Source organism: Larkinella ripae (assembly GCF_054780775.1).
Genome location: NZ_BAAGVR010000008.1, coordinates 278,863 through 296,237, shown reverse-complemented (window position 1 = coordinate 296,237; position 17,375 = coordinate 278,863). Strand labels below are relative to the sequence as shown.

Sequence of the window (17,375 nt, the reverse complement as noted above, 5' to 3'; positions counted from 1 at the left end):
GACACCGTCCACAAAATTCCCTGGTCAAACTGGGTGACTCCCCGCAAAAGCCGCGTTCAGTGGTCAGGCGACTCCGCTTCGCGTTCTCCCCGTCGCAGGGCGTTGACGAGGTTGTGGGTCCGGCGGGTTGGTTCCGGAATCCGGTAGCCGCCGTTGCAGCGCAGCGTCAGGTCAAGGGCGGTGGGCAGATCGATCAGATGGCCGGGCGAAACGTAAACCGGATTGACCCGGTTTTTGGTGCGCAAAGCCGCTCCGATGGTTTCGCCGTAGTGCTTCATGGGCGACCACGCGCCCCGTTCGGGCGCCGGTTCGTCGTATTTGCCGACCAAAACCGACTTGCCGCAGCCAAACGTCGGGCGGTTCAGAAACAAACCGGCGTGTGAGGCAATGCCGATCCGGCGCGGGTGGGCGGTTCCGTGGCCATCGAACATCACCACATCGGGCTCGGTTTTCAGCTTCGACCAGGCTTCGAGCAGCGAGGGAATTTCGCGAAATGACAGCAAACCCGGAATGTAGGGAAACGTTGCCGTACTGATGGCGCCTACTTCTTCGATGACTTCCAGCGTCTCCAGCCGCAGCACGACAATGCCGGCATACACCGTCTCCTCGAATTTGTTGAAGGAAATATCGCAGCCGGCAATGGTCTCGACCGGTTTGTCCAGCGGCTGAATCCGGATCTGGTGCCGCAGTTGTTGTTGCAGCGCCACGGCTTCGGTGGGTGTCACGGTCCAGTCGTGGAGGAGTTGGTAGGTGGCCATGCGGTTTTGGTTATTGCAACTCCCTAACTCCAATTGCCGGATCGAAGTTTACAAAAACCGCTTTAGCAACCCGCCACCCGACTTGCTTGTGTCTTTTTTTCGCGTAGTTTTGACCGCAAACCTTCTCCTGAAAACCATGAAAAAAGCCTTCCTGACCTTCCTGCTGCTGCCCGCCCTTTCGCTGTACGCAGCCGCACAAACCACGCCTTCGGCCGACGCGGTGATCGCCAACTACCTGACGGCCATTGGTGGCAAGGATTTTCTAGCGACCATCAGTGATCTGAACGTCCAGTTATCGACCGAAATGCAGGGCAACCCGATGGTGATCATGCTCAAGCAGAAAGCGCCCAACAAGTATTCGCGGACGATGATCGCCAACGGCATGGAAGTGTTTAAAATGACCAGCGACGGCACCAAAATCGTCACGGGTGGCCGGCGCGGCAATCAGACGCTGGAAGGCAAAGACGCGCAACTGGGCCTGATTCAGGGCACGTTGTTTCCGGAACTGCACTTTGCCGAACTGGGTATCAAAAGTACCGTGGAAGGCACCGAAAAGGTGGCCGGCAAAGACGCGTACAAAGTGAAACACACGACGGCCGACGGGGCGGTTTCCTGGACGGATTTTTACGATGCCGCTTCGGGCCTGAAAGTGCAATCGATGGCCACCCAGAAAACACCCCGGGGCGAAATGGAGCAAACCATTCAACTGGCTAACTACAAAGACTTTAAAGGCCTTAAATACCCGACGAGCTTTTCGCAGGGCAACGGCCAGTTTCAGATGGAAATGACCGTCGACCGGGTTAAAATCAACGACGGCATCAAAGATTCGGAGTTTGTCATCAAGTAACGGGAAGGTGCGTCAGCGACCGGTTTTGCTGCTGACGCACCGGTTTTCAGATTTTCTTCGCCACGTGATCACCACCCTGATGCACCACCACCTGCGAAACCCTGCCGGTGGCGTCTTTGTGGAACGTTAACTGCGCATCCACCCCTTTCAGGAAAAACTCGGTTTCGGTTTCGGCAAACACCTCAAATTTGGACTGACCCGTCACCTGCAAAAACAGCTTTCCGGATTCGAGCGTGATGGCCAGTTTGCGTTCGGGGGCCAGTTGGTAATCGCCCACGTATTGCCGCAGAATGGTTTCGCTGACCGCTACGGCTTTTCGGTTGACCGGAACCTGGTACGGCAGGTTATACAGGAGCTTCAGAACATCCGTGGCGATGGGTTCCAGGGAAGTCAGATCCGAAAAATCATCGACATTGCTCAGCAGAATGATCACCAGATCATCGTCGGGAACCTGCACGTAAAAGGTGCCAAAACCGGGGATGTTACCGTTCTGATAAATTAGCTTTTTGTTCCCGTTCATGTAATTAACGCCCCAGCCGTAGCCCCAATTCCCGCTGTTCGGGGGCGAAAGGGCCGATTCCCAGGTTTGGGGCTGAAGCACCCGGCGGTTTTGCACCACCCGCGACCAGCGGTACAAATCCCCGACCGAACTGTACATCCCGCCAGCCGCGTAGGCGACGGTCGAGTCCACGGTTGGCACGGCCACCAGCACCGAATCGTTGCGCAACGAATACCCCGTCGTTTTCCCGCTGTTTTTCAGGTTGATGAAATCGAAGCCGGTTTGGGTCAGCTTCAGGGGCGTCAGAAACCGCTCCCGAACCACGGTTTCAAACGGTTTTCCGGTTAATTTCTCAACAACCAGGCCCAGCAGATAATACCCCGAATTGGTGTAGTTAACGGCGGTTCCCGGTTGGGCGGTCAGCGGTTTATCCCTGAATTGGGCCACCACCCACTCCTTGGCAACCGGGCGCGTAACCCGCGCACTATCCGGACCGTAGAGGATGCTCTTGAAATCATAAATGCCGGAGGTGTGGGTAAACAACTGCTCCAGCGTAATGTGCTCGCCCTGCGGATAATCGGGGAAGTATTTCGTTAGTTTATCCGTCAGCGACAGCTTTTTTTCTTCCTGCAATTGCAGAATCACCGCCCCCGTAAACGTCTTGGTGATGGAGCCCAGTTGGTACTGGCTGCTCGTGTCGTTGGGAATTTTCCGCCCGACATCCCGCCAGCCGTAGCCTCTTTTCACCAGGATTTCACCTTTTCGGGCCACCAGCGCCGTGCCGTTGAAGCGTTTCAGATTGGCGGCAGCCTTCAGGTAGTCGTCCAGTTTTTCGGCGGTGGATTTCGGAACCGCGGTTTGCTGCGCCCGGCCGGGCGTGAGGGACAGGCTCGTCAACAAAATGACCAGAACCCAGAGGTGTGTTTTCATGTACGGATGTTTTTAGGCCAAACCAAGGTGAAAACCGGGAGGGAATCTGCTCAAATCCGGATTTGAGCGGGATTATTTTCGGGTAAGCTGCGGTTCTTCGATTTCCACCGCCACGTAAAACCGGGTTTCGTCCACCTCAAAGTCATCAATCTTCATGCTGGGTAACCTCAGGGTTTGCCAGCTAGTCCGGGGCGCAATCCGCACGAACTGATCCGGTTTCTGGGTGATCAAAACCGGCATCCGAAAATTCGGCACATTGGCCTTCCAGCGGTATTTGACCTCCAGCGCCGTCCCTTTTTCCACCAGTTGAACCTCCAGCGTCGGAAGGGCCGTGTAGTTCAGGTACTGGTCAAAAAACCAGCCGTAGTCGGTGCCGGTTTTTTCGTTGATGTACCCGATCAGGTCGCTGGTGGTAATGGTTTGTAACCGAAACCGTTGCTGGATTCCTTTCAACAGCTCCGCCCAGAGCCGGTCGTTGTTGAGCGTGTGCCGGAACGTGTACAGCATCAGCGCGCCTTTGGTATACAGGTCGCCAATATCGTAATGAATGTGGTTGACCTCCCGCACACCGATAACCGGCTCTTTTCCGGTCACCTGCGGACGCAGCGAAGCGATGTACGCCAGCTCACCGGCTTCCTCCACGACCGAATCCAGGTAAATGCCTTCCGAATAGGTTGCAAAGGCTTCGTGAATCCAGAGGTCGGCCATGTCGCGGCAACTGACGTTGTTGCCCCACCATTCGTGCGATACCTCGTGCCAGATTAGCTGCATCAGGTTCAGAGAATCCGTTACCGTCAGCGAATCCGCCGGTTTGGCCGGCAATTTTCCAAACGAGACGGCGCTCTGGTGCTCCATCGGGTAGAGCGATTCCATCAGTTTAAACCCGTCGCGCGGAAACGGATAGGAGCCGTAATGCCGCTCCAGCGTCGCCAGCATCGGTTTCACCCCCGCAAACACCCAGCGGAATTTCTCCCGGTTGTCGGTCAGACAGTAATAATCCAGCGTCAGCGAATCCGGTCCGTAAGTTTCGCGCCAGTGGGCGTACTGGCCGATGTTCAGCGTCACGTTGTAATTGTTGATCGGATAGCTCACGTACCAGTCATACTGCGTCCAGTTGCCGGGCAGGGCGTTTTTTCGCAGCAGTCGCCCGTTGGAAACGGTCAGTAGATCGCCGGGCACGGTCACCCGGATGCGCATGCTGTCGGGTTCGTCGGAAAGGTGATCTTTGTTGGGCCACCACAAACTCGCGCCCGATCCCTGGCAAACGACCTGCACCCACGGGCGGCCGTTTGGGTCTTTTTCCCACAAAAAACCGCCCACCATCGGCACCGAATAATCCGGCACCTGCGGTTTTCCCGAATACGCAATTTCCAGTTCCTGCTCGCGGCCCGGCTGGAGTTCTTCGGGAAACTGCACAAAAACCGCATTGAATTCCCGCGTGAACGTGAGCGGTTTTCCGGCGTACCGAATGGACTGGATGGCCAGGTTGGCGTACAGATCAATTTGCAGTTTATCCAGCGGTGCCAGCACCCGGAACCGCATCCGGTTTTTGCCGCTAATTGCCTGGTTGTCAATGTCTACCTTTACGTCCAGATCGTAGAAGGTCACGTCGTAGCTACTGCGCAAGGGCGTTAGTTTACCGCGCAGGGTGTCAGCGCGCGTAAACCCATTCCGGCGGTTTCCAACCCGGTTTTTCAACGAATCCGGCTTTGCTGCACCCGGACCAATCGGCTTTATTTTTTCCGAAACCGGATCGGCCGACGCCCGTTGCTGAATGTTGTAATTTTCCCAAAAATCCGGATCATTCTGTTCGCCAATCAGGTTGTGGAACGGGCTGTTGTTTTCTGCGATGTTGCCTTCGGTAAACGGTGAAATCCCTTTGGCACCCACTTCCGTGATTGTCAAACTGGTGGTTACTTCCCATCGTTTGTCGATCAGGTTCCGGGAGGGGCTATTGATCCGATAACCGTATCGCCTTTCAACGTTGCTCAGGTTCCAGCGGCCTTTATGTTGGGCAAACGTCACAACTTCCTTTAAATCGGTAAATTTCAGGGTCAGTTTATGGACCGCCGACGCCAACTTTTTTAAGAGCCAGTCACGGTTGTTTTCCACATCAACTCCGGCCTGTGTAGACTGAAATTCGAACTGAACAAACGCCATGGTTTGGGCATCAATGTAAAGCTTACCCGTACCAAACGCTTTTCGTTTCCGTTTGCCGGGCTTAAAATCGATGACATACATCAACCGGTCGCCCTTAAGGGTCCTTAGCGTAAAATCGTAATACGGATGATTCCGTTCATTAATGATATTCCGTTTATACGATGCCAACTTCACTAAATCGCAGTAAAGCAGCAAGTTTCTGGCGCCATTGCTTAAATTGATGATCGGCGGCAGTTTATGAATTGCCCGATCATACTCTTTTTTTCGACCTTTGATCAACTTCATGCCATCGTTGGTTTCGGTCTGGTTATAAGCCGCTTTGTAGATGGACAACACGGCTTCGCTGAAAACCACCGGTTTAGCGTCAAATTGCTGATCTTCCCGGTAAAAAGCCGTCATCTGCACCGAGGTGGTATCGTAATTGCGCGGAATGGCCGCCACGGCTTCGCGCAGAATATCGACGGCGGTTTTCCGGCGGGCCTGCACCCGCACCTCGTCCAGCGTCACCGTGGCGGTTTTTAAGCGAATGAGCTGGTTTTGGGTGGAGACTGCCAACACCGGCTGCGTAATTGTCTGGTAGCCCACGCTGGAGATTTTCAGGCTGTCGGTGGCAAAGCGGGCCGGGATTTTGAGCAGAAACGTGCCGACTCCATTCGAAACCGTACCGATGCCCCGGCCCACCACCGTGATGCTGGCAAACGGCACGGCTTCGCCGGTTTCCTGGCTGATGACTTTCCCGGAAAGGGTTTGGTAATCCGACTGGGCGCTTGCCAGAGCCGCCCAAAAGGTGAGAAGAAATCCAAAAACCAACTGGCGGAGAAAAGTTGCGGGAGGCTGCATGAAGCGCGTTGTTTGCCCAAAACACGCCAGAAACAAACCTGTAATCTGCTCAAATCCGGATTTGAGAACTAATTTCGACGCATCACAACCCCGAAAGGGGTTGACTCTGGATAACCCCGGATGCAATCCGGGGTGACGGGGTGACGGGGTGGACGGAGTGACGGGGTGGATGGGATGGATAGATGGAGTGGGTGGTCCCGCACCGCTGGTCGGGGTCTGGGTGGTCAGGCGGTTTCGCGGTTCATGTATTCCCGGGGCGAAAAACCGGTCATTTGTTTGAAGGTGCGCTGGAAGGTGGCCTGCGAATTAAAACCGCATTCGAACGCAATGCCCGTCAGGGTCAGGTTGGCATAGGCCGAATCGCTCAGCCGCCGTTTGACGTCGGCCAGCCGGTATTCGTTAATGAACGTATTGAAACTTTTGCCGAGGTGCTGGTTCAGCACCGCCGAAATCGTTTTGGGCGAGACCTGCAAATGCCGCCCGACCTTCTCGACGCTGAGTTCCGGATCGAGGTACAGCCGGTCGGTTTCCATCGCCCGGCGCAAACCGGCCGTCGTTTCCTGAATCAGTTCGTCGGGTAAAACCGTTGCGCCGGGCTTCCGAACGGGTTCCGGCTCCGGCAAAACCGTACTGCGCGAATGAAAGTAACCGCCCAGCCCCAGCCAGTAAATTATCACCGCAATCGGAATGTAGAGCGGATACCAGCCAAACGCATCCAGCAGGGCATTGCTGGTCGCCGGAATGATGTAGGGAATCAGATGCAGCAGCCAGATGGTTTGAAACGCCACAAAAACCAGTAAAAACTGACGCAGCCAGCGCAGATGCAGCCGTTGCGCTTCCGTCACGACCGCCGTTTGCTGCCGAAACCGGTGGAGCCAGCGGTAGGTCACGACCAGGTAAACCGTCCCCGAAATCCAGCGCGGAATGTCGGCATACTTATCGTAGTCGTCCATCCACCCGCCCACTTTCCGGCCATCTTCGTGCCCAAACACGCCCAACAGCAACCCAATCAGAAAGGTCCAGGCCATCAGCCGGCTGCCGCAATCGATGACCACCGTCCAGAAATGCCGCCGTTCCGCTTTCCCGAGTCGAAAACCGGGTTCCAGCAACGAACGGGTGTAAAAATAAATCAGCGGCCCAAACGGCATGGCAATGATCAGCGGAACGAAATCCACGAACAGATTGACCCAAGCGTTTGTGAGGGGGATGCCCACCGCCAGACTAGCCGACGCCAGCAACCCAACCAGAGCCGCCAGCAGCTTGTTCGAGAGCCGGTTGCCCCGGCGGTTAAACCACAGCAAAGCCGCCAGGATAAAGCCCTGCGCCGTGCCGAGTAATAGAATTAAATCCAGGGGTGGAATCGTCATACGGCAAATTACCAAAAAGATTGGCTCCGCTCAACGTTCGGCGGGTGCATTCGCCTAAAAAAATAACCCCGCCTTCTGCACGGAGAAGGCGGGGTTGAGATGGTAGCTGAACGGGCCCGGATTATCCCCGGCGGCCGTAAGCGTTTCCGCGGCCGAAGCGGTTGTTGGACTGCTGGAAGGCAATCCATTGCTGCAACTGTTTTTTGTTCAGCACATCCAGCATTTCCTGCTGTTTCTGGGTCTGCAAACGCTGGAACATCTGCGGATTCCGGCGCTTCATCGTTACCAGTTCCATTTTATCGTAGCGATCTTCGATGCGTTTCAGTTCTTTTTCCTGTTTCCGCGACAGGTCCACAATGGCGTCCAGTTTGTCGATTTTGATGTCTTCTTTCACATCATCAAAGCGCGAACCGGGTTTGGTATTGTTAAACGACGGATTCGGGCGGTTGGCGTTCGGGTTATAGGTGCGTTGCGCCATTGAAACACCAGTACTTAACAGGGCTATCGTTGCGAGGGCGAAGATTGTCTTTTTCATGATCGTAATTTGTTTATTGGTTTGTTTCTGGTTCTTAGAAGCCGGTGCCGGGGCTGCGTTTAACCGGCCTTTCGTCCATTCGACCGGGAGCCGGTTTTTGCCGATCAACCCGCCGGTTTCACCGATTAGCGCACTGGCAGTTATCAACCGGGAAGCGGGTCCTGTGACTCTATTGCTACCATTTACCAAATTCCGGTACTGACCACCGTTTCTATTCGGCAATTTTGGAGCAAAAGACTTGGCAACCGGGGTTGCTTCGTGTATCTTGGACCTGCTATCCGGTCCCTGAATTCTGACGTTTACCCCATTCGCTCTACCCTCCCACCGCTCTATGGAAGCGTTTTTGTTAGTCATCGTCATTATCCTGATTCTGGTTGGATTCAGCCGCCTGAGCGACGTGAAGCAGTTGCTGCTGCGGCAACAGGACGAACTGGGCCGCCTGCGGACCGACCTGAAAGACGTCCGGACGCTCTTCGACTCCGACGCGCGCCCGACCCCGATCCGAACGATTCTCGACGAACGGGGCGCCGTGCTGGAAGTCATCGACGAGCCGGTTCCGCCCGCGGTCGTTCCCCCCGAACCAACGCCCGAAACCGCCCCGGTTTTGGTCGACCAGCCGGTTTTTGATCCGGAAAGTGCGCTGCCTCCGCCGATTCCAAAAGCCGGTGAAAAACCGCCCGTTCCGGTTTTGCCAACGCCCCCGCCGGTTCCGGCCGAACCCGTTCGGGCCGAACCGCAGCCGTCGTTTTTTCAGCGGTTTCTGCGCGACAACCCCGATCTGGAAAAATTCATCGGCGAAAACCTCATCAACAAAATCGGGATCGGGATTCTGGTGCTGGGCATTGGCTACTTCGTCAAATACGCCATTGATCAGGACTGGATCAACGAAATTGGCCGGGTGTTCATCGGGATTCTGGCGGGGGGCGCCCTGATCGGCATTGCCCACCGGCTGCGAAAGGCGTTCGGGGCGTTTAGCTCGGTGCTGGTCGGCGGAGGGCTGGCGGTTTTGTACTTTACGATTGCCATCGCGTTCCACGATTACCACATTTTCGGCCAGACCACGGCCTTTGTCCTGATGGTCATCATCACCGGTTTTTCGGTGCTGCTGGCCCTTTCCTACAACCGCGTTGAGCTGGCCGTGGTGTCACTGGTGGGCGGTTTTGCCACCCCGTTCATGGTCAGCACCGGCGACGGCAACTACCTGGTTTTGCTCACGTACATCCTGATTCTGGACGTCGGCATGCTGGTCCTGGCGTATTTCAAGAAGTGGAATCTGGTGCATAGCGTGGCCTACGGATTTACGGTTTTGCTCTACGGCGCCTGGCTGTCCGACGTGACTATCGACAAAAAACTGCCGGCCACCGGCGCCCTGGTGTTCGCAACCCTCTTTTATGGGGTGTTCATGGCCATGAATCTGATCAACAATCTGAAAGAACGCACCCGGTTTTCGGCGCTGGAAATCAGTCTGCTCCTGAGCAGCACGGCTTTCTTTTTTGCCGCCGGCATGGTCATTCTGGAAAACAGCGGTTACCAGGCTTATCAGGGATTGTTCACGGTGGCGCTGGCGGTGGTCAACTTCCTGCTGGCGTTTTTGCTGTACCGCCGGGAAGCCGTCGATCGCACGCTGATTTACCTACTGATCGGTCTGGTAATCACCTTTGTGAGTCTGGCCGTGCCGGTGCAACTGGAAGGCAATTTCATTACGATGTTCTGGGCGCTCGAAGCCGTGTTGCTGCTCTGGCTGGCCCAAAAATCCGGTCTGCGGTTTGTGGCGGCCGCTTCGGTGGTGGTCCTGGGACTGATGCTGACCAGCCTGGTGATGGACTGGATGCTGTTGTACGGCCCGACCTCAACCGAACCACTGCCGGTTTTGCTGAACAAAGCGTTCATTACCGGTTTGGTTGCCGGGGTGGGTCTGGTCGGTACGCGCTGGCTGCTGAAAAACCAGTCGGAGCCGATCCGGTTTTGGGTGGGCCAGTTGCCGGTGGCGGTTTACGACGTGCTGCTCACCTACCTGACGGGCGTTGTAATTTACCTCACGGGTTTGCTGGAGCTGGATTACCAACTGGCGAAACAGGTCGGTTTTGGTCCCAACCGCACCCTTCTGCTCGGCTGTTATAACCTGGTGTTTGCCGCCGGTCTGGTGCTGTGGGGACAGCGCGTCGGCGCCCGCAACAGCCTCTGGAAAGCCGTCGGCGTCGGTTTGGTCGGGATAATTGCCTATCTGTCCACCTACAGTCCGGCAACCATGAGTCTGCTCACCGATTATTTTCTGGGGAACGAGACCAGTCTGATCGGTTTTCCGTTTCATTACCTCAGCCTGATCGCTATCGTCGTGATTCTGTGGCTCATCGACCGCAACAAAGCCCGGCTGGAACCGCTGCCGCCCCTGGTGCTGCGGCTCTGGCCCTGGTTTATGAGCTACGTCATTGTGTATCTAGCCACCTCCGAACTGTTCGACCACGTCGTTTACTTTAGTTTTTCGGGCTCAAAAACCGGCGGTTTTGCCAGCCAACCCGCGCTGGTTCGCTTCGACGAGCTGCTGATTCAGATCAACAAAGTGGGCCTGCCGATTCTCTGGGGCCTCTGTGCGTTTGCGTTCATGTGGGTGGGCCTCAACCGGAAAAACCGCCAGCTCCGGATTGTGTCGCTGAGCCTGTTTGCCATCACCATCCTGAAACTGTTTCTGTATGATATTCAGGGCATTTCGGAAGGCGGAAAAATTGCCGCGTTTATTTCGCTGGGCGTACTTTTGCTGCTGATTTCGTTTATGTACCAGAAAATACGGAAACTCATTCTCACCGACGACGCCCATGCGACGCAGGATCCGATTGCTTAGTTTCATTACGGTTTTAACGCTCTCCGGCACCATCGGAATGGCCCAATCGTTCCGGTTTCGGTCCAACGTGCCCGCCGTGCCCAAAACCGGGTATTACCGCGTTCTGCTGCCCCCCGCCGTGCTGGGCCGCCTGAACGCGAACCAGACCGACATCCGGCTTTTCGACGAAAAGGAGCAGGAAATTCCCTACGTCCTGACGCAGCAGCAACCGAGCCGGGAAACGCAATTCCACGACTACGAACTGGTTCGAAAAGTCAACACCCCAACCGCCACGACGCTGGTGCTGCGAAATCCGGCCAAAAGCCCGATTCATTCGCTGGGTCTGATCATTAAAAACACGAACCTGCGTAAAAAAGCGCGACTGAGCGGCAGCAACGACGCCCGAAACTGGTACGGGATTGAGGATGATTACGAACTCGAACCCGTTGCCAGCAGCGCCAGCACCTCGGAAGCCAAACTCCTCGATTTCCCGCTGAGTGATTACGAATATTACAAACTGGAAATTAACGATTCGCTGAGCGCCCCGCTGAACATTCTGAAAGTCGGCTATTATTCCGCCACCACCGGCGCGGGCCAGTATTCGGAGATTCCCGGCCTTTCGTTTTCGCAGCGCGACAGTTCGGATCGCAACAGCTACATCCACCTTACGTTTCCGGGGCCAGTCCGGCCGGATCGTCTGCTTCTTACCATTCAATCACCGGATCAGTACCACCGGCGCGCTACGCTGGCCCACCTTCGGATTCAGAAAACGAAACGCCACCGCAGCCAGCGGTTTTTTGAACCCGTTCAGACCGTCGAGCTGGACTCGAAAGACAGCCTGCACCCGATTTTGATCGCCAATGAGCCCACCAGCGATCTGTATCTGATCATTGAAAACCGGAACAACCGGCCGCTCACCATCGGCAGCCTGAGCGCGCAGCAGGTAACGACGTACCTGATCGCGGAATTAAAACCGGCGGTTTCGTATCAGCTGGCGTTTGCGGCTCCCGCCGTTGGGGCTCCCGCCTATGATCTGGTGTATTTCAAGAACAAAATTCCGGCGGATCTGCCCGTCCTAACCGTCAGCGATCCCGTTGTTTCCCCAACCGCCCAGGCAGCCTCGTCCCCGGTTTTTACCAACCCCTGGGTAATCTGGGCGGCCCTGGGCGGAGTAATTCTGCTGCTTAGTTTCCTTTCGTATCGGATGGTCAACGAAATGAAAAGCCGCTGACGGAATCACTCACCGGGTCCACGGACTCTCGCCTTGCCCTTATGAAAAAGAAAGTAACCGGATTAGCGGTGGCTATTGCGGCTTTTTTGCTGCTGAGCGCCGTTCGGTCGCTCCCGAAAGTATACGTTGTCGGCAACAGCATTTCCATGCAGTACGGCCCGTTTCTGGAAAAATACGTTCAGGGTTTCTGGCAGTACGACCGGAAAAACGACGACGGACAGGCGGCCAGAAACCTGGATGTGCCGGTTGGCGCCAACGGCGGTGACTCGCGGATGGTGCTGGAGTTTCTGAAACTAAAAACCGCCGACAAGACTTTCCAGCCGGATGTGCTGCTGCTCAACTGCGGTTTGCACGACATCAAGCGACTCCCCGAGACGAATGCGATTCAGGTGGATTCCACCCAGTACCGGAAAAATCTGGAAGCCATCTGCCAGTTGCTGAAAAAGCGAACCATCCGGCTGATCTGGATGCGGACCACCGCCGTGGAAGACGAGCGGCACAACAGCCGCTCCAAAGCATTCAAGCGGTACGCCCGGGATCTGGATGCCTACAACGCCATCGCCGACGGCGTAATGCGCCAATCCGGGGTTCCGGTGATCGATCTGTATGCGTTCACCCGCAGCCTGGGCAGCGAACATTTTATCGACCACGTTCACTATGACGAGTCCGCCCGGGCCTTGCAGGCAGCTTTCATCGCCGGTTTTCTCCAAGCGAATACCTCCTTGCTCCGCCGGCGAAAGTGAAAGGATGACCAAACCAATGATTGCTTTCTTTGCAGAACGATATAGCGGTTTTACAGTATAATCGGTACCGAAACGGTTTTTCATCCAAAAGGTATGTCATGAAAATTACCGCCAGAATCGTTTTTAGCATCCTGTGTCTTTGCATCACACTGGCATTCAGGCAGGACCAGCCACCCCGCCTGCGCCTGTTTCTGTTGATCGGGCAGTCGAACATGGCGGGTCGCGGCCTTCCCGAAGCCGAAGATCAGCAGCCGAATCCGCGCATCTGGATGCTGACAAAGGAACAAACCTGGGTTCCGGCCCGTGACCCCATGCACTTCGACAAACCCGCCGTAATTGGCGTCGGGCCCGGTTTTCCGTTCGCGAAACACCTTTCCAGGGCCTACCCAACGCTGAACATCGGGCTGGTTCCCTGCGCGGTGGGCGGTTCGGGCATCGACGTCTGGCAACCGGGGGCGTATTACGAACCAACCCGATCGCATCCGTACGACGATGCGTTGCGCCGGGCGAAAAAAGCCCTCGAAAAGGGCGAACTGGCGGGATTCCTCTGGCATCAGGGTGAATCGGATTCGAATCCGGAAAAGTCGGCGGCTTACGAAGAAAAACTGGTGGAGCTGGTGCAGCGGTTTCGAAAAGAACTGAATGCGCCCACGGTTCCGTTTGTGGTTGGAACGCTGGGTGATTTTGTCGTAAACCGGAATCCGGAGGCCGGGAAAATCAACCAGACCCTGCAGGGCGCTACCAAACGCATCCCCGATTTTTACTGCGTACTGGCTTCGGGATTGACCCACAAAGGCGATTCGACGCACTTCGATACGCCCTCCGCCCGGACGCTGGGCCAGCGCTACGCCGACGTATTCATCCAAAATAACGTATTGAAAATCAAGCCATAATCTGAATTTTCACCGTACCCTATGCAACGTCTGTTACCCCTTTTCTTTTTTGTTTTGGCTGCCGGAACCGCCAAAAGCCAGCTCATCAGCGATTCGGTTTTGATCGAAGGCCATTACCGAACGTTTCATTTTCTGAAACCGGCGAAAGCCAAGGCCACCCTGCTGTTTGTGTTGCACGGGTCGGGGGGCAACGGCGAAGGCACCCGGCGCGGAGCCGGAAAACTGGAAGAAATTGCGCCCGCCGAAAACATTCTGCTGGTGTATCCCGACGGTTATAAAAAATACTGGAACGAATGCCGCAAAACCGCCCAGTCGGCGGCCAATCAGGAGAACATCAACGACAATGCGTTTTTTGAGCAGATGATCGCTTATTTCCGCAAGAACCACCGGATTGATCCGCAGCGGGTTTTTGCGGTGGGAACCTCCGGCGGTGGGCACATGGCCTACAAGCTGGCGCTGACGATGCCCGAGCAGTTCCGGGCGATTACGGCGCTGATTGCCAACCTGCCCGATACGAATAACCTGGATTGTCCCGAAAAACGGGTGGCCGTACCGGTGATGATTGTGAACGGCACGGCCGACCTGACCAACCCCTACGAAGGTGGTGAAGTCAAAACCGGCAATGTCAGTTTAGGGCTGGTCCGCTCCACCGACCGAACTTTCCGGTATTGGTCGGAACTGGCGGGATACCGGCAAAAACCGACCAGGGAGCTCCTGCCCGACACCGACCCCACCGACGGCAAAACCATCGAGCGGTATACGTACAAGGCGAAAGGAAAACCCGAAGTTACGCTGTTGAAAGTCCTCGGCGGCAAACACGATTACCCCAACGACATCAACGTCTATCTGGAAGCCTGGGCTTTTTTTAAGCGGCAGATGAACTAAACACCTGCCTTGTTATAAGGGTTATTTCGCAGAGGTTGCCAGAGAAAATCAGCGTTAAGTAGAGCCTCTGGTAAATCCTTTTTTACTCCGCTTAACGCTGCGGAATAACGTATACAACCTGAAAATCAGTGAAAAACCCGTCACCCACCCCTCCCCCGTTTTCGTTTTCGACCATTAGCACCCTGGCCGCGCGGGCCGGACTCGACTGGTTTCTGCTGGCGTTGCTGGGCATGATCGAGCTGGCGTATCTTTGGCCCGAACCCGGTATTCAGGAGGGGCCGTTCTCCTTGTCCAGTCTGGCCAACTACGGCGTTTCGCTCATCTTTTTTTTCTACGGTCTGAAACTGAACGCCGACAAACTGAAGGCCGGTTTGAGCAACTGGAAACTGCATCTGGTCGTCCACCTGTCCACCTTCATCCTGTTTCCTGCCCTGGTGCTGACCGGACGGTGGCTGTTTAAAACGGACGAAACCGCCCTGCTGTGGCTGGGCGCGTTCTACGTAGCCGCCCTGCCCTCAACGGTTTCGTCGTCGGTAGTGATGGTGTCGATCGCGGGCGGCAACCTTCCGGCGGCCATTTTCAACGCCAGCATTTCCAGCCTGCTGGGGGTATTCATCACGCCGTTGTGGATGGGGGCGGTTTTGGCGACGGAAGCGGGCAACTACGATCTGGCGGGGGTCATTGGCAAACTGGCGTTGCAGGTCATTGCGCCCGTCATCCTTGGCCTGCTGCTCAACCGGCAACTAAGCGGTTTTACCAAATGGACGCAAAAATACCTCAACCATTTCGATCGCATCGTCATTCTGGTGATCGTCTACACCTCGTTCTGCGAGTCCTTCGAGCGCCGGATGTTTCAAAGCCTGACGCTGCCGGATTTGCTGGTGCTGGGGGTGTGCATGCTCGGCTTGTTTTTTCTGGTTTACGGACTGATCAACGGCTTGTGCCGGGCCCTCGGTTTCAACCGGGCCGACCGCATCACGGCTTTGTTCTGCGGTTCTAAGAAATCACTGGTGCAGGGCAGCGTCATGGCGAACGTCCTGTTTCCGGAAACTATCGTCGGCATTGTCCTGCTACCGATTATGATGTACCACGCCCTGCAATTGATTGCGGCCAGTGCGCTGGCGCAAAGCATGGCGCGGCAAAACAACAGCGCTTCCTGATTAACGATGAAAACGAACCACGTATCCGGTTTTTTACGGGCGGTTCTGCTGCCAGCCGCAGCGGCTTTTCTGCTCGCTTTCAGTCGGTTGGCGACGCCCAACCCGCTTCATCAACCAGCCGGGGCAAAGGCTCTGCCAGGACCCAAAGCCGCCCCGCGCCCCAACATCGTGCTGATCATGGCCGACGACATGGGCTATTCGGATCTGGGCTGCTACGGGTCGGAAATCCCGACGCCGAATCTGGATCAACTGGCCAACAACGGCGTCCGGTTTACGCAGTTTTACAACACCGCCCGCTGCTGCCCGACCCGGGCCGCCCTGATGACGGGCCTGTTTCAGCATCAGACCGGCATTGGTCACATGACCAAAGAACCCAACAACGCCGTCAGCTACGATTACGGGGTGGATGGCTACCGGGGTGAGCTGAACCGGAACTGCGTCACGCTGGCGGAGGTGCTGAAATCGGCGGGCTATCATACCTACATGGCCGGGAAATGGCACCTTGGTTCCAGCAACCCGGATCTGTATCCGCGCCAGCGGGGTTTCGACCGGTATTACGGGTTACTCTCCGGGGCCAGCAGCTACCTCGATCCGGTTCACCCGCGCGGCATCTGGAGCGACAACGAACGGGTTGAAAAAGTAGACCAGCCGTTTTACACCACCGACGCGTTTACCGACCACGCGATTTCCTTTCTGAGCGAGCAAAAAGACCAGCAGCCGTTTTTTCTGTACCTGGCGTTCACCGCGCCCCACTGGCCGCTGCACGCGCTGGAAAAAGACATCGAACCCCTCCGGGGCAAATGCCGCCAAGGCTGGGATGTGCTTCGGGAACAGCGTTTTCGGAAACAGGTAAAAACCGGTATCGTGCCGGAACACTGGGGTTTGTCGGCGCGTCCGGAAATTTATCCGGCGTATACCGAACAGGATTCGGCCAGACGGCAGGACCTGGATTACCGCATGGCGGTGTATGCCGCCCAGATTTCCCGCATGGATCAGAACGTCGGCAAAGTGGTCGAGTACCTCAAAAAAACCGGGAAGCTGGACAACACCCTGCTGGTGTTTCTGTCCGACAACGGGGCCTGTCAGGAGGGCGGTATTCTGGGTGGTGGCAAAATGGGTGACATCAACGACCCCGCGAAAAGCGGGGCGATTTCGTACGGGGCGGTTTGGGCCAATGCGTCCAACACGCCGTTTAAAGGCTTTAAGCACGTTTCCTACGAAGGCGGTATTTCCACGCCCCTGATCGTGCATTATCCCGCCCTGACCAACCGGCAAAAAGGAAAACTCACGGCCACCCCGGGCTACCTGATCGACATCATGCCCACCTTCATCGAGGTCAGCGGAGCCCGGTATCCGGCGCAGGCTAGGGGCCAGTCCATTCAGCCTCTGGAAGGAAAAAGTCTGCTGCCGGTTTTGACGAAGGGAGCGCGGCAGTTGCACGACTACATGTACTGGGAACACGAAAACCACCGCGCCATCCGGTTTGGCAAGTGGAAAGCCGTGGGCATGATCGGGCAGCCCTGGGAACTGTACGACCTGGAAGCCGACCGCACCGAGCAGCACAACCGGGCCGCCGAACAAACGGAACTGGTGCAAAAACTCGACCGGCAATGGAACACCTGGGCCACCAGCCACCGCGTCTTTCCGAAGGGCAGTATGAAAACCGACTTCCGGAAGGAATGGAACTTCTTCCGGATCAGCGAATAAGG

The 17,375-nt window shown here is 56.1% G+C and carries 13 protein-coding genes; 8 read left to right on the top strand and 5 right to left on the bottom strand.

The features are described from left to right. Positions 1 to 56: 56 nt before the first annotated feature. A complete protein-coding gene (gene nfi / locus ACYVHX_RS06075; RefSeq protein ID WP_460670735.1) occupies positions 57 to 758 on the bottom strand; it encodes a deoxyribonuclease V in 702 nt (233 codons plus the stop codon). 136 nt (positions 759 to 894) lie between these two features. Here nfi and ACYVHX_RS06070 point away from each other — a divergent pair, with 136 nt between their 5' ends. Beyond that, entirely contained in the window at positions 895 to 1,605 is a 711-nt protein-coding gene (locus ACYVHX_RS06070; RefSeq protein WP_460670734.1) for a hypothetical protein, read from the top strand. 46 nt (positions 1,606 to 1,651) lie between these two features. Here the strand turns inward: ACYVHX_RS06070 and ACYVHX_RS06065 are convergent, their stop codons facing one another. From ACYVHX_RS06065 to ACYVHX_RS06050, 4 genes are all read right to left on the bottom strand, one after another. Then, on the bottom strand, positions 1,652 to 3,034 hold the full coding sequence (locus ACYVHX_RS06065; RefSeq protein WP_460670733.1) for a serine hydrolase: 1,383 nt from the start codon (positions 3,032 to 3,034) through the stop codon (positions 1,652 to 1,654). Between the two features lie 72 nt (positions 3,035 to 3,106). Then, positions 3,107 to 6,034 carry a carboxypeptidase-like regulatory domain-containing protein gene (locus tag ACYVHX_RS06060; RefSeq protein ID WP_460670732.1) on the bottom strand — a complete coding sequence of 976 codons (2,928 nt, stop codon included), beginning with the start codon at positions 6,032 to 6,034 and terminating at the stop codon, positions 3,107 to 3,109. A 224-nt stretch (positions 6,035 to 6,258) separates the two neighbouring features. Then, the gene (locus tag ACYVHX_RS06055) at positions 6,259 to 7,401 is read right to left on the bottom strand and encodes a helix-turn-helix domain-containing protein (protein ID WP_460670731.1); all 1,143 of its coding nucleotides are present in this window, start codon (positions 7,399 to 7,401) and stop codon (positions 6,259 to 6,261) included. 121 nt (positions 7,402 to 7,522) lie between these two features. Further along, entirely contained in the window at positions 7,523 to 7,936 is a 414-nt protein-coding gene (locus ACYVHX_RS06050) for a hypothetical protein (protein WP_460670730.1), read from the bottom strand. A 331-nt stretch (positions 7,937 to 8,267) separates the two neighbouring features. Here ACYVHX_RS06050 and ACYVHX_RS06045 point away from each other — a divergent pair, with 331 nt between their 5' ends. The 7 genes from ACYVHX_RS06045 (at position 8,268) to ACYVHX_RS06015 (ending at position 17,373) form a co-directional block, all read left to right on the top strand. Continuing rightward, entirely contained in the window at positions 8,268 to 10,775 is a 2,508-nt protein-coding gene (locus ACYVHX_RS06045) for a DUF2339 domain-containing protein (RefSeq protein WP_460670729.1), read from the top strand. After that, positions 10,750 to 11,985 carry a hypothetical protein gene (locus tag ACYVHX_RS06040; RefSeq protein WP_460670728.1) on the top strand — a complete coding sequence of 412 codons (1,236 nt, stop codon included), beginning with the start codon at positions 10,750 to 10,752 and terminating at the stop codon, positions 11,983 to 11,985. The genes ACYVHX_RS06045 and ACYVHX_RS06040 overlap by 26 nt, the downstream gene beginning before the upstream one ends. A gap of 41 nt (positions 11,986 to 12,026) precedes the next feature. Continuing rightward, a complete protein-coding gene (locus tag ACYVHX_RS06035; RefSeq protein WP_460670727.1) occupies positions 12,027 to 12,728 on the top strand; it encodes an SGNH/GDSL hydrolase family protein in 702 nt (233 codons plus the stop codon). Between the two features lie 98 nt (positions 12,729 to 12,826). Next, a complete protein-coding gene (locus tag ACYVHX_RS06030) occupies positions 12,827 to 13,621 on the top strand; it encodes a sialate O-acetylesterase (RefSeq protein WP_460670726.1) in 795 nt (264 codons plus the stop codon). A gap of 21 nt (positions 13,622 to 13,642) precedes the next feature. Further along, positions 13,643 to 14,506: a CE1 family esterase gene (locus ACYVHX_RS06025; protein ID WP_460670725.1), complete on the top strand. Its 864-nt coding sequence runs from the start codon at positions 13,643 to 13,645 to the stop codon at positions 14,504 to 14,506. Between the two features lie 128 nt (positions 14,507 to 14,634). Next, entirely contained in the window at positions 14,635 to 15,666 is a 1,032-nt protein-coding gene (locus tag ACYVHX_RS06020; protein ID WP_460670724.1) for a bile acid:sodium symporter family protein, read from the top strand. Positions 15,667 to 15,672: 6 nt separating this feature from the next. After that, positions 15,673 to 17,373, top strand: coding sequence for an arylsulfatase (locus ACYVHX_RS06015; RefSeq protein WP_460670723.1), 1,701 nt, complete (start codon positions 15,673 to 15,675; stop codon positions 17,371 to 17,373). Positions 17,374 to 17,375 lie beyond the last annotated feature (2 nt).

Coding starts and splice junctions, on each gene's coding strand:
- nfi (WP_460670735.1), bottom strand. CDS start 758: ATGGCCACCTACCAACTCCTCCACGACTGGACCGTGACACCCACCGAA.
- ACYVHX_RS06070 (WP_460670734.1), top strand. CDS start 895: ATGAAAAAAGCCTTCCTGACCTTCCTGCTGCTGCCCGCCCTTTCGCTG.
- ACYVHX_RS06065 (WP_460670733.1), bottom strand. CDS start 3,034: ATGAAAACACACCTCTGGGTTCTGGTCATTTTGTTGACGAGCCTGTCC.
- ACYVHX_RS06060 (WP_460670732.1), bottom strand. CDS start 6,034: ATGCAGCCTCCCGCAACTTTTCTCCGCCAGTTGGTTTTTGGATTTCTT.
- ACYVHX_RS06055 (WP_460670731.1), bottom strand. CDS start 7,401: ATGACGATTCCACCCCTGGATTTAATTCTATTACTCGGCACGGCGCAG.
- ACYVHX_RS06050 (WP_460670730.1), bottom strand. CDS start 7,936: ATGAAAAAGACAATCTTCGCCCTCGCAACGATAGCCCTGTTAAGTACT.
- ACYVHX_RS06045 (WP_460670729.1), top strand. CDS start 8,268: ATGGAAGCGTTTTTGTTAGTCATCGTCATTATCCTGATTCTGGTTGGA.
- ACYVHX_RS06040 (WP_460670728.1), top strand. CDS start 10,750: ATGCGACGCAGGATCCGATTGCTTAGTTTCATTACGGTTTTAACGCTC.
- ACYVHX_RS06035 (WP_460670727.1), top strand. CDS start 12,027: ATGAAAAAGAAAGTAACCGGATTAGCGGTGGCTATTGCGGCTTTTTTG.
- ACYVHX_RS06030 (WP_460670726.1), top strand. CDS start 12,827: ATGAAAATTACCGCCAGAATCGTTTTTAGCATCCTGTGTCTTTGCATC.
- ACYVHX_RS06025 (WP_460670725.1), top strand. CDS start 13,643: ATGCAACGTCTGTTACCCCTTTTCTTTTTTGTTTTGGCTGCCGGAACC.
- ACYVHX_RS06015 (WP_460670723.1), top strand. CDS start 15,673: ATGAAAACGAACCACGTATCCGGTTTTTTACGGGCGGTTCTGCTGCCA.